General features: G+C 58.5%; 13 protein-coding genes. 5 read left to right on the forward strand and 8 right to left on the reverse strand.

Features of this window, described 5'->3' with window-relative positions:
• Positions 1 to 48: 48 nt before the first annotated feature.
• The 8 genes from ASH00_RS04970 to rpmH form a co-directional block, all read right to left on the reverse strand.
• Complete coding sequence (locus tag ASH00_RS04970; protein ID WP_442854343.1) at positions 49 to 1,152, reverse strand: ParB/RepB/Spo0J family partition protein; 1,104 nt, start codon at positions 1,150 to 1,152, stop codon at positions 49 to 51.
• A gap of 456 nt (positions 1,153 to 1,608) precedes the next feature.
• Positions 1,609 to 2,718 carry a ParA family protein gene (locus ASH00_RS04975; protein WP_235563157.1) on the reverse strand — a complete coding sequence of 370 codons (1,110 nt, stop codon included), beginning with the start codon at positions 2,716 to 2,718 and terminating at the stop codon, positions 1,609 to 1,611.
• A gap of 97 nt (positions 2,719 to 2,815) precedes the next feature.
• Complete coding sequence (gene rsmG / locus ASH00_RS04980) at positions 2,816 to 3,454, reverse strand: 16S rRNA (guanine(527)-N(7))-methyltransferase RsmG (protein ID WP_056545585.1); 639 nt, start codon at positions 3,452 to 3,454, stop codon at positions 2,816 to 2,818.
• Positions 3,455 to 3,488: 34 nt separating this feature from the next.
• Positions 3,489 to 4,046: a Jag family protein gene (locus ASH00_RS04985; protein WP_056545586.1), complete on the reverse strand. Its 558-nt coding sequence runs from the start codon at positions 4,044 to 4,046 to the stop codon at positions 3,489 to 3,491.
• Complete coding sequence (yidC, locus tag ASH00_RS04990) at positions 4,043 to 5,005, reverse strand: membrane protein insertase YidC (protein ID WP_056545587.1); 963 nt, start codon at positions 5,003 to 5,005, stop codon at positions 4,043 to 4,045. Before yidC ends, ASH00_RS04985 begins: the two co-directional genes overlap by 4 nt.
• A 13-nt stretch (positions 5,006 to 5,018) precedes the next feature.
• Positions 5,019 to 5,372: a membrane protein insertion efficiency factor YidD gene (yidD, locus tag ASH00_RS16365; RefSeq protein WP_082565890.1), complete on the reverse strand. Its 354-nt coding sequence runs from the start codon at positions 5,370 to 5,372 to the stop codon at positions 5,019 to 5,021.
• Positions 5,369 to 5,743, reverse strand: coding sequence for a ribonuclease P protein component (rnpA, locus tag ASH00_RS16370; protein WP_082565891.1), 375 nt, complete (start codon positions 5,741 to 5,743; stop codon positions 5,369 to 5,371). Before rnpA ends, yidD begins: the two co-directional genes overlap by 4 nt.
• Positions 5,744 to 5,808: 65 nt before the next feature.
• A complete protein-coding gene (rpmH, locus tag ASH00_RS04995) occupies positions 5,809 to 5,946 on the reverse strand; it encodes a 50S ribosomal protein L34 (protein WP_022892375.1) in 138 nt (45 codons plus the stop codon).
• Positions 5,947 to 6,400: 454 nt separating this feature from the next.
• On the opposite strand from rpmH, the gene dnaA reads away from it, so the two are divergent.
• The 5 genes from dnaA to ASH00_RS05020 all read left to right on the forward strand — a co-directional run bounded on the left by dnaA (position 6,401) and on the right by ASH00_RS05020 (position 12,093).
• Positions 6,401 to 7,804: a chromosomal replication initiator protein DnaA gene (gene dnaA / locus ASH00_RS05000; RefSeq protein ID WP_056545588.1), complete on the forward strand. Its 1,404-nt coding sequence runs from the start codon at positions 6,401 to 6,403 to the stop codon at positions 7,802 to 7,804.
• A 453-nt stretch (positions 7,805 to 8,257) separates the two neighbouring features.
• On the forward strand, positions 8,258 to 9,382 hold the full coding sequence (gene dnaN / locus ASH00_RS05005; protein WP_056545602.1) for a DNA polymerase III subunit beta: 1,125 nt from the start codon (positions 8,258 to 8,260) through the stop codon (positions 9,380 to 9,382).
• Between the two features lie 41 nt (positions 9,383 to 9,423).
• Complete coding sequence (gene gnd / locus ASH00_RS05010; RefSeq protein ID WP_056545603.1) at positions 9,424 to 10,311, forward strand: phosphogluconate dehydrogenase (NAD(+)-dependent, decarboxylating); 888 nt, start codon at positions 9,424 to 9,426, stop codon at positions 10,309 to 10,311.
• 17 nt (positions 10,312 to 10,328) lie between these two features.
• Positions 10,329 to 11,510, forward strand: coding sequence for a DNA replication/repair protein RecF (gene recF, locus ASH00_RS05015; RefSeq protein WP_056545604.1), 1,182 nt, complete (start codon positions 10,329 to 10,331; stop codon positions 11,508 to 11,510).
• Positions 11,511 to 11,535: 25 nt separating this feature from the next.
• A complete protein-coding gene (locus ASH00_RS05020; protein WP_056545605.1) occupies positions 11,536 to 12,093 on the forward strand; it encodes a DUF721 domain-containing protein in 558 nt (185 codons plus the stop codon).
• The last annotated feature ends 218 nt before the right edge of the window (positions 12,094 to 12,311 follow it).

Here is a 12,311-nt window from a genome sequence, read left to right on the forward strand (position 1 = left end):
TTCCACGTAAACGGCGCCTTTTTGTAACCTATCGGCCGTTCCTTCCCACTACGGAGTCGGTGCGAGTACCCCCATGATTCGGTTTAGGTCGTCAACACTCGCGAACTCAATACTCACCCGTCCCTTTTTTGCGCCCAGTGTGATCTTGACACTGGTGTCCAACCGATCGGACAGAGAGGTAGCAAGGTAATCGAGGCGCTCATGTCGCGCGCCAACTCGCGGACTACTTGGCTTCGATGGCCGGCGCAGACCGTCACTCATGGCAACGATCTCTTCTGTGGACCGGACGGATAGACCCTCAGCGACGATCCGCTGTGCCAACTTCTCCATCTCAGCTGGATCGGACAGTCCGAGAAGGGCCCTCGCGTGCCCAGCACTGAGCACGCCAGCCGCGAGGCGGCGCTGCACGAGCGGTGGCAGTTTCATCAGACGCAATGTGTTCGAGATCTGCGGTCGGGAGCGCCCGATGCGCACTGCCAGCTCCTCTTGAGAACAACCGAAATCCTCGAGGAGCTGCTGGTACGCAGCAGCTTCCTCAAGTGGGTTGAGTTGACTACGGTGCAGGTTTTCCAGAAGGGCATCCCGGAGAAGATCATCATCCGTGGTGTCGCGAATGATTGCTGGAACGGTTTCAAGGCCGGCCTCTTTTGATGCTCGCCAGCGACGCTCGCCCATCACTAGCTCGTAGCCCTGTTCTCCACCCTCAGGGGAGACACGAACCACTACCGGCTGCAGCACACCAATTTCACGGACAGAGTGCACCAGCTCAGCCATCTCGTCTTCATCGAAGACGTTACGGGGCTGCTTCCGGTTAGGGTGGATGGAGTCGATCGGGAGTTCGGCGAAACGGGCTCCCGGCACCTCGCGAAGCGTTTCACGTGAAACGTCATCGGGTGAAACGTCATCAGCGGTATCGGTTCCGGCGTCGACGATACCTGTCGTATCCTTCCCTGGCTCGGCTTCAGAGCCCGGCAACGCCCCTTCAATTCGGGACACAGGGGAAGGTTCCTTCGCAGCCGAGTGATCCAACTCAGCTACCTCAGATGCCGCCAGGGTGGTCGCATCGCCAGGGCTTGTCTGCAAACCCGCTGCATCCGGAGCAGGCACCGCCGTGATGCCGCTATGGTCTGTCTTTTGATCATCAATCGCCAGATCAACCGGTGTGGCAACAGTGCCTTGACCAGTGGGTTCCGCCTTGGCTTTTACTGCCCTGTTCGGCGGTTGCTTCTTGAGCCCTGGCTGGTTACGTCCGGTCTGTCGCTTCGAGGGCGCGGTCAGCGCCTCCTTGTTAATCGACGATCGCGTAGACGACTTCGACGGCTCATCCCGCTCTCCGCCATCACTTGAGCGATCACCGGCGCCATTAGATGCTCCGGTGGGGAAGAAGAGGTCAACTGGACGCCCACGCTCAGTGACCCTCGTGCTAGTACTGCCTGCGTTTCCATCCTGTTGTTCTGCGCTGCTCGGTATGAGCGCGCCAAGTCCTCGACCTAGACCCCTACGCTTCTCAGGCATGAAACGGTTCCTCTCAAAGGAGAGCAGACAAACTGCAGCGATTGATAACGCGTTCAGTCTACTGTGGGGGATGCGCTATACAGCGCAGGCGCTCTAGGAGCGTTCCGCTATTTCAGCAGCCGCTTCTAAATAGGACAGTGCACCACTCGATGATGGGTCGTAGGTAAGTACTGTCTGCTGGTAGCTGGGAGCCTCTGATATCCGCACTGAGCGGGGAACAACCGCATTTAAGACCTGGTGGGGGAAGTGCTCGCGAACCTCGGCAGCCACCTGCGCGGCCAGATTAGTTCGGCCGTCGTACATGGTGAGAAGGATCGTAGACACAACCAGATCAGCATTGAGGTGCTTCTGGATCATCTCGATGTTCTTCAGAAGCTGGCTCAAACCCTCTAGAGCATAGTACTCGCACTGGATGGGTATAAGGACTTCACGAGCCGCTACAAAAGCATTGACGGTCAATAGACCGAGACTTGGCGGGCAGTCGATGAAGATAAAATCCAAACGGTCCTCACCATTCTCCGCACGCTCTTTCGCATACAGATCGATGGCACGCCTCAGCCGCTGCTCACGAGCCACCAACGAGACAAGCTCAATCTCAGCGCCGGCCAAGTGAATTGTCGCGGGCGCGCAGATCAGGTTTGGAACATCTGGGCACGGTGCCACCACACTCGACAATGGAAGGTCATCGATCAGGACATCGTAAATGCTGTCCACTTCGGCATGATGCTCAATGCCCAGAGCGGTAGAGGCGTTTCCTTGCGGATCGATATCGATAACAAGAACGTTCAAGCCGGAGGAGGCGAGACCTGCCGCGAGATTCACTGTTGTGGTCGTCTTGCCGACGCCGCCCTTTTGATTGCTGACGGTAAGCACACGCGTCCCGGCCGGCCGAGGCAACGAGCGCCCCAGTAGCTTCTCGCGTCGCCGGTTCTCCGACGCAAGCTCACGCGCCAAAGGGGTGCTGTCGTCGAGGACATCCATGACGTTCCTGGTACTTCCATTAGATTTCACGCTGGTGGCCTGACTTGAATCGCTTGCCCCGCCCGTGAGGCCCGTTTCACGTGAAACGATGCCGGTGTTTGTCGGGTTCGAAAACACTTCGGGTTGAATATCGGCGATAGTGATTGCCAAGGACGAACCCATCATCGACGTAGGCTGCTCGCGTCGCATGGCAGAATCTTTCGTCACAAGCGTTTTGCTCACTTTCCGGTCCGGGTGTTCCACTCTAGGTTATCGGGTGTAGGCCCCATACCCCGGCAAGCAATCCCTTGTGTGGTGGAACTTCCCTCTAGAGACGAGGTCAGCGTTCGACGACGATACGGACTACCGTTGTCGGTTCGTCAAGGAGATCGCCACCCACTGTTTCAACGCGCGTCGACTTTCCACCCAAACGGCGGATGATCTTCGCCGCCTTCTCTACTTCTTCACCCGCGCTTCGCCCCTTGATGGCAAGGACCTCTCCCGGACCCTTGAGGAGTGGCATGGTGAGCGAGGCGAGCCCGGACAGCGCGGACACAGCGCGAGCTGTAACAACATCTACGTCCGATTTTCCGATAGCTTGCTCAGCGCGACCGCGAAAAATCTCCACGTTCTTCAAGCCCAGATCCTCGGTCACCTCGCGAAGCCAGTTCACTCTTCGTTCGAGGGGCTCAATCAGGAGAAATGCAGCATCCGGTCTGGCGATGGCAAGAGCCAACCCAGGCAAGCCGGCACCACTACCGACATCAGCAACGCGAGACGCCTCTGGAATCAGTTCACCGACAACCGCACAGTTAAGGACATGCCTGTCCCACAAGCGCGGCAACTCCCGAGGCCCGAGAAGACCTCGCTCGATCCCTGACGTAGCCAAGTGGTGTACGAATCGCTCAGCAAGCGGAAGGTCGTCACCGAAGATGGTGCGCGCAGCAACAAGTTCCTTCGTACTGATCTCAATCGTCAAGGCAATCCCTCCTTTGGGAAAGACAGACGGGATGTCAGGATCCGGCTGACACTACGATGTGGCGCCGTGACCCCTCGCCCTCGGACTCGCTGACCATGCCCAGATCCGCAACAATGTCATGGATGATTTTGCGTTCGTATGCAGACATCGGCGCGAGAGCTACCTCTGCGCCGCCTTCCTTGACCGTACTTACTGCCTGTTCCGCAATCGCGCGGAGCTCCTTGTTACGGGCCTCACGAAATCCGTCAATATCCAGAACAAGACGTGAGCGGTGCTCCGTCGACGTAAGCACCGAGAGCCGTGCCAGTTCCTGGAGTGCTTCCAGAACCTCCCCATCCCGACCGACAAGAGCTTCAAGTCCCCGTGCTTCATTCTCTTCCGACACGATCGAGATGTAGGTGCGCCCATTTCGCACCTCAATGTCGATATCACCGTCTAGATCCGCAATGTCCAGGAGTTCCTCCAGGTAGTCCGCGGCGACGTCGCCTTCGTCTTCCGCTGAGGTCGCTTCCTTTTGGTCTCCTGCGTCCTGGGCACCGGCGTCCCCAGCAACTGTCTGAAGAGATTCTTCCTGCATGTTGTCAGTGCTCATTTGCGTTTCCTGTTCTTGCGCTGAGGCTGTACTCGTTGAGCTTTGGGTGGAGCAACTACTTCGACTGCCGGTTCACTCTTCTTCTCGCCGAGCAACGGAACCATGGGCAGTCCCTTCTTTGCGCGACGCTCGGCCAGGGCCTTCGCCGCCGGGGACCCCGGAGTAGGCATCCGCCTGATCACGTAGAACTGCTGAACCATGGTCCAGAGGTTGGTAGTGGTCCAGTAGATGAGCACACCGATCGGAAAGTTGATTCCACCAATGCCGAAGACCAGCGGAAGGATGTACAGCATGATCTTCTGCTGCCGCATGAAGGGACTCTGCATGGCCTCTTCGGACATGTTCTTGGCCATGATCTGCTTCTGCGTGATGAACTGCGAGGCGGTCATGGCAAGGATCATGATGATCGAAAGGACCACCACTGAGGTATGTCCCTCAGTACCGAACCCGTGAAGCAGGGAGGAGGAGAGGGGCGCACCGAAGATCTCGGCAGCGTCGAACTGCTGCACATCGTCGACGGTCAGAGCACCGATACCCTCACCATTGTCGCTTGCGGTGGATACACCGTTCAGAACAGTGAACAAAGCGAAGAAGAACGGCATTTGGATCAGGATCGGCAGACACGCAGCAAACGGGTTTGTCCCATGCTTCTTGTACAGCGCCATCTGCTCCTGCGTCATTGCCTGACGCGAAAGCTGATCCGTCTTGCCCTTGTATTTCTGCTGCAGCTTCCGAAGGTCCGGCTGCAGCGCCTGCATCCCGCGCTGGGCCTTGATCTGCTTCACGAAGACGGGGATCAAAGCGGCTCGGATGACCACAACCAGGCCAACAATGGACAGCGTCCAGGTCCAGCCGGACGCCGCGTCCATCCCGAGGAAGGTGAATCCCTCGTGGAAAGCCTGCATGACCCAAGACACCAGCCATCGGAAGGGCAGGAGAATCGTTTCGAAGAAATCCATAATCTGTTGCTCCTCAGGCCGCTGGGCGGCTTTCCTCGTCTGCAGGAATCACCGGGTGATTCAGCACTACAATCTGTGGTTCCTCACCGGGTGCAAAGCGTCGCCCACCAGACGGCACGTGGTCCACGCCGCCGTCGTTCCAGGGATGGCACCGGCAGAGCCGCCTGGCAGCTAGCCATGAACCCTTTCCAGCACCATGGACGGTGACAGCTTCAAGTGCGTAGGCCGAGCAGGAGGGGAAAAATCGGCATACCGGTCCATAGAGGGGTGATATCAAGCGGCGGTAGCCAACAAGGATGCCGATAAGAATGACACGTGGCAGCGACAACAGCCCGGAGAGTCTGGACGGCGAATGATCCCGTGTCATCTGCCGTCTCCCTTTCTGCCGCCGTCCTTGCTGAACCGCTTCACACTCGATGCCAGGCATCGCTCAAAATCGGAACTGAGCTCGGGCCAACCCGCCGAAGCCGCCGAAGGCAGTGCACGTACGACAACATCCACTCCGACTGGTCGCTTCACCAGCGCTGACGCTGCTGCTTCTCTCAGTCTCCTCTTAACGAGATTCCTTGTTACCGCGTTCCCCACACTTTTCGACACAATGAAGCCGAAACGCGAAGGCCTACCGGCTCCGGTTCCGACCGCATATAACACCAAGTTCCGGCACCCCGAGCGGGTACCGGAACGAACGGTATGTGAAAAATCTGTGGCCGTCCGAACTCGGTGGGTGATAGAAAGCACCTGGAGCTCCGGGACGGTCAGGGCGTTGTCAGTTGAAACAACACCGGCGGACGGATTGACTGATGCTAGGCCGAAAGCTCGGTGCGTCCCTTGCCGCGGCGCGCAGACAGGATGGCGCGGCCGGCGCGGGTGCGCATGCGAAGGCGGAAGCCGTGCTTCTTGGCACGACGGCGGTTATTCGGCTGAAAGGTCCGCTTGCTCACTGTGATACTCCAGAACGTTCTTGGCATGCGCTGCCGTTGCAACAAGGGGGAAGAACGGACTGGCGCAATGAAGTTGTAGTACATCTGCGTTGGCGGGCAACAGCATACTGTTCAGCGCTTGGCTGGCCGTATGGAGGCACGCAAAATGCAGACATAAAGGACTACATAACGTTAGGGCACCGGACACAAGACGGTCAAACCGACCGGCTTCGACACAGCGAGCGGCGTCCTGTGAACCATGTGGACAACTGCCGCCAACCGGCCGCTCCTGCACCTGACGGGCACTCGCGGGAATTACCTTATCCACAGGCACAGGCCCAGCTATCCTCTGTACTTTTCATCGTCTACTGTTGCCGGGTGGCGCAATTATCCACGTACTGTGCATAACTCTGTGGATTACTGACCCTCCTACGGGGTCGAGATGGCTCAAAAGAACTGACAACTGAGGACGCGAGTGAGTACAGACGAGATCAATGATGTAGGAAGCTCCTGGCGCAAGGTCATCCGAACACTGGAACAGGACGAGCGGATATCTCCACGTCAACGTGGGTTCGTGGTGCTGGCGCAGGCACAGGGACTCATCGGGACAACCCTGCTGGTGGCCGTTCCGAATGAACTGACCCGCGAAGTTTTGCAGAGTCAGCTGAAGAGCCAGCTCAATGACGCACTAAAAGACGTTTTCCGAGAGGATATCCAGTGCGCGTTCGTCATTGATCCGGAACTCACTCCGATCATTGAAGAAGAACCGGAAGAGATTCCGGAGGAAAGTGCGCCGCGGGAGCAGACGCCATCGCCCACTCCACCGAGCAACTCCCATGAGTTCGGGCGACTGAATCCTAAATACATCTTTGACACCTTCGTCATTGGTTCATCGAACCGGTTTGCGCATGCGGCCGCAGTGGCGGTCGCCGAGGCGCCGGCCAAGGCGTACAACCCGCTCTTCATCTACGGCGATTCCGGGCTGGGTAAAACCCATCTGCTACACGCCATCGGCCACTACGCCCGCCACCTCTACACAGGGATCCGGGTTCGCTACGTAAACTCCGAGGAATTCACGAACGACTTCATCAACTCAATTCGCGATGATGAAGGCACAAGCTTCAAGCAGACGTATCGGAACGTCGACATCCTGCTCATCGATGACATTCAGTTCCTCTCCGGCAAAGACCGTACACAGGAGGAGTTCTTTCACACCTTCAACGCCCTGCACAACCACAGCAAGCAGGTGGTCATCACCTCTGATCTTCCGCCCAAGCAGCTGTCCGGCTTCGAGGAGCGGATGCGTTCGCGCTTCGAGTGGGGGCTTCTTACTGACATCCAGCCGCCGGAACTGGAAACCCGGATCGCCATCCTTCGTAAGAAGGCAATCAGCGAAGGAATGAGCGCACCCGACGAGGTGCTTGAGTACATCGCGTCGAAGATCTCCACGAACATCCGTGAACTCGAGGGTGCGCTGATCCGCGTAACAGCCTTCGCCAGCCTGAACCGCCAAGCGGTGGACAAGAACCTGGCCGAGATCGTGCTCAAGGACTTGATCAGTGACGACGGCGCCCAGGAAATTACATCGTCGCTGATCATGGCGCAGACAGCTGAGTACTTCAACATCACTCTTGATGACCTGTGCAGCAAGTCGCGAACGCGCACGCTGGTGACGGCACGGCAGATTGCGATGTACCTGTGCCGTGAGCTGACCGATATGTCACTACCGAAAATAGGCCAGGAGCTGGGAGGACGGGATCACACCACTGTCATCCACGCTGACCGCAAAATTCGCGAGCTCATGGCGGAACGCCGGGCCATCTACAACCAGGTGACAGAACTGACCAACCGGATCAAGCACCACCGGAAAGATTCATAGGACCTCTGGTACCTACCTCAGCCGCGCGTGAATTAACAGCTGTGGAAACAATTGTGGATAACTACCGGATTCCCGTGGACGTTAATGAGGACAACGCCCGGGAAGCCTGTGGACCGCTGAATTACGGCTATCGCATACACAGCACACCTTGTACTTCTCCGTCTTCTGCTCACATGCTGTACACAGGGAGAATCCGCGGAAATGCCAGTACTAGGAAGGTTATCCACAGTATCCACAGGAGTTATTAACACTACTGATCCTTAATCCATCGATCTGTTCCAAATAACATTTCCCCTCCTGACCATCCGGCAAGACTGTCCGCTGTGTCGCGCTAAGCTGTGACTCAGTAGAGTTGACGCTTGCTCACGCCTCATCCTTCGCCCGCAAAGAATCGTCGGCCAGGTCGAGGTCGAGTGGCTTCCCCATGTACCTCGCGAAAGGCGGCACCCTTCAGTGAAATTCCGAGTCGAGCGCGATGTCCTGGCTGAGGCCGTCACGTGGACGGCGCGTTCCTTGTCACCGCGTCCTCCCGTACCGGTGCTATCGGGACTGTTGATCAAGGCGGGTGCAGGCAGTCTCAGCTTGGCCAGCTTTGACTACGAAATCTCAGCTCGTTTGGAAATTGCCGCTGATGTAGCCGAAGAAGGCACCATTCTCGTGTCCGGCAGGTTACTCGCTGACATCTGCCGCAGCCTTCCGTCCGCACCGGTTGAGGTACAGACTGACGGATCAAAGGTCACACTGACCTGCCGTAACAGCCGCTTCAACCTGGCGACGATGCCGGAAGCGGAGTATCCCGAACTTCCAGCGCTGCCGGAGGTCAGCGGCGTCGTCGACGGCGATGCTTTCGCCGAAGCCGTCTCGCAGGTCATCATCGCTGCCAGCAGGGATGACACACTGCCTATCCTCACCGGTGTACGGATGGAGATCGAGGACGACCTGATCACCTTCCTCGCCACCGACCGTTACCGCCTGGCGTTGCGCGAACTCTCCTGGAAACCGACGAATCCTGGAATCTCCACCAGCGCCCTGGTCAAAGCCAAAACTCTGAGCGAAGTGGCAAAGACCCTGGGCGGATCCGGAGATCTCAACATCGCCCTGTCTGACAACAGTGAACTCATCGGCTTTGAAAGTGGCGGCCGGCGAACTACCTCCTTGCTGGTTGACGGCGATTACCCCAAAATCCGGTCCCTTTTTCCGGACAGCACACCCATCCATGCAACGGTGGAGACGAGTTTGCTGGTCGAAGCAGTCCGTCGTGTGTCCTTGGTGGCCGAGCGGAATACGCCTGTGCGCCTCGCTTTCAGTGCAGGCCAGGTGGTACTTGACGCCGGTACGGGTGAGGACGCCCAGGCATCCGAAGCCATCGAAGCTACCCTGGACGGCGAGGACATTACCGTTGCCTTCAACCCGCATTACCTGAGTGAAGGTCTTGGTGCCTTCAGCAGCCGCTTCGTGCGGTTCTCCTTCACCACCCCGCCGAAACCCGCTGTTATCTCGGCGCAGGAAGAGGCAACCGGCTCTGACCGGGAAGATTACAGGTACTTGTTGATGCCGGTGAGGTTGCCAAACCAGTAGCAGCGAGACCGTCCATCCCACCGAAACCCATGGAGGATACTTTGCACATCGGCCTAATCGGACTCGGAAAAATGGGACATAACATGCGGGAACGGTTGCGTTCCAAGGGCATTGAGGTTTCCGGTTACGACCGCAATCCGGATGTATCCGACGTCGCAAGTCTTGATGAACTGATTGCTACGATCCCCACTCCACGGGTGGTCTGGGTCATGGTCCCGGCTGGAAAGATTACCGATCAGGTGATTGCCGAGCTGGGAGAGAAGCTCTCCGAGGGCGATCTCGTGATTGATGGCGGCAATACCAAGTTCAGTACCGATCAGGAACACAGCGAGCAGTTGTCACTCAAAGGCATTGCCTTTGTTGATTGTGGGGTCTCCGGCGGTGTATGGGGCCTTGAGAACGGATATGGGCTGATGGTTGGCGGAGCTGCCGAGGATGTTGAACGGGTGATGCCGGTCTTCGATGCCTTGCGTCCGGAAGGTGACCGCGAAGAAAGCTTCGTCCATGTGGGAGACACCGGTGCGGGACACTACGCAAAAATGGTGCATAACGGGATTGAGTACGGTCTGATGCAGGCTTACGCCGAGGGCTACGAACTGCTCGAGGCAAAAGACATCATCAAGGATGTACACGGGACATTCCGCGCATGGCAAAAGGGTACAGTCGTGCGCTCCTGGCTGCTGGACCTGTTGGTGAAAGCGCTCGAGGAAGACCCGAAACTCACCCAGGTCGGTGCTTACGTTGAGGACTCAGGCGAAGGGCGGTGGACAGTTGAGCAGGCTATTGCCAATGAAGTGGCCGCACCAGCCATCACTGCTGCGCTCTTTGCCCGCTTCAGTTCGCGGCAGGAGGATGCACCCTCGCTGAAGATGGTTGCGGCCCTGCGTAACCAGTTCGGCGGCCATGCCGTACGCCCTCCCCGCAAGTGAAACATGATTGAGCATCGGTGTACGTCCAGCATCTCTCACTGACCGATTTCCGTAGCTATTCCCAGCTTGAGGTTGCCCTGGAACCAGGAGTGACGGTGTTCGTCGGGCAAAACGGCGTCGGGAAGACCAATATCGTCGAAGCCATCGGTTACCTCGGGTCCCTCTCGTCCCACCGGGTGAGCTCCGACAAACCGTTGATAGCCTTCGAAGCTGAGCGGGCGTTGGTCCGTGGGCGCCTGGTACGCGGATCGCAGGCCACGAGTGTGGAGCTGGAGATCAACGGCGAGCGGGCCAATCGCGCCCGTATCAACCGGGCCAACCCGGTTCGGGCACGGGACGCCGCAGGTATCCTGCGTACGGTTCTCTTTGCACCGGAAGACCTCGCTCTCGTCAAGGGAGATCCGTCCAACCGCCGCCGGTTCCTGGACGAACTGATGGTGCAGCTGGTACCGCATCATGCCGGCACACGAGCGGACTACGAACGGGTCTTGAAACAGCGCAACGCATTGCTCAAATCGTTGCGGGGGCGCAGGCTGACGGATGCGCATGAGGCCACTTTGGAAGTGTGGGACCAGCACCTTGCGGCGGTTGGTTCACAACTCCTCCATGCCCGACTAGCCGTTCTGACCAGACTTCTGCCGCATATCCAAAAGGCCTATCGCGAGCTGACCGACGGCTCGAAAGTTGCAACAGCCGCTTACCGTTCGTCCCTGGTCGGTCCGGTTTCCGATGACGACGACGGCCAGGCACCTTCTTCGGCCGAAGACCTCGGCACGCTCTCCATTGAACACATCACTGAGCGGTTTTTGACGACAATCAGGGAGCAGCGGCGCCGCGAAACCGAGCGTGGTATCTCATTGGTGGGGCCGCACCGCGATGAGGTGGAGCTCATGCTCGGTCGTGCCCTGGTCAAGGGGTATGCCTCGCACGGCGAAACCTGGTCGATGGCGCTTGCGCTCCGCCTCGGCTCGTACTACCTCCTGACCGATGATGATCAGACCCCGGGATCAACGCCAGTCCTGATTCTCGACGATGTGTTTGCTGAACTGGATACTGATCGCCGGGAGCGGTTGGCCTCTGTGGTCGTCGGGGCTGAACAGGTACTAGTGACCGCTGCGGTTGGAGCGGATGTACCTGCTGCGTTGGCAGGCCGCCAGTTCGAGGTAGTACCGGGGGGCTTCAGTGAAGTACCGGCCTGAAGATAATCGTGCAGCGCCGGGTGTTATGAAGGCACAACCCAATGACGACGCCGGCACACCCCTTGCGGATGATTCCGGGGACACACCTGCCCAGGATGCACCGCGGCTGTTGTTGAACCGACTCCGCGATGCGTCTGCAGCGCGTGGTGATCTTCGCGCGCCGACCGCCCGCCGTCGTCGTACCGGGAATGGTGTTCATCATCCCGGAGGTCAGGAGTCCTACACCGGCAGGGATCCGCAGGGAGTCGGGGCCGTATTCGGGCGGCTCCTTAGTGAGCGAGGCTGGAATTCGCCGGTAGCCGTGGGGTCGGTCATGGCTCGGTGGCCGGAACTGGTCGGGCAGGAAATCGCCAGCCACTGTACTCCCGAAAGCTTCCACGAAACAACGGTTCTCGTGCGCTGCGATTCCACCGCCTGGGCAACGCAGCTCAGACTGATCAGCCCTGACCTTTTACGCCGCTTCGAACACGAGCTGGGTACAGGTGTTGTGACGGCCATGAAGATTGTCGGGCCGTCGGCTCCGTCGTGGCGAAAAGGGGGCCGATCGGTTCCCGGCAGAGGTCCCAGGGACACCTATGGGTGACCTGCTGACCGGTTATCTGCGGATCCGCTGATGAGCGGCGTGCAGCGCCGAGCGGACCCCAGCGGACGTATACGCCCCCACAAGACCCCCCGCTGAGAGCTTAAATAGCTGTTTATTCGCCGTTAGGGGGCAATTGAGGCTCCGTTGTCGGCCACTGCACGGTAGAATGACAGGTGCAGGCATTCCTTTTGGGATGCCTTCATTCTGAGACTGGGCAA

This window comes from Arthrobacter sp. Soil782 (assembly GCF_001428435.1).
Classification (GTDB): Bacteria; Actinomycetota; Actinomycetes; order Actinomycetales; family Micrococcaceae; genus Arthrobacter_D; species Arthrobacter_D parietis.

Bases quoted from the DNA above. Each gene is read 5' to 3' on its own strand.
- yidD (WP_082565890.1), bottom strand. From the start codon at position 5,372: ATGACACGGGATCATTCGCCGTCCAGACTCTCCGGGCTGTTGTCGCTG.
- ASH00_RS05020 (WP_056545605.1), top strand. From the start codon at position 11,536: ATGAAGGCACAACCCAATGACGACGCCGGCACACCCCTTGCGGATGAT.
- ASH00_RS04985 (WP_056545586.1), bottom strand. From the start codon at position 4,046: ATGAGCACTGACAACATGCAGGAAGAATCTCTTCAGACAGTTGCTGGG.
- yidC (WP_056545587.1), bottom strand. From the start codon at position 5,005: ATGGATTTCTTCGAAACGATTCTCCTGCCCTTCCGATGGCTGGTGTCT.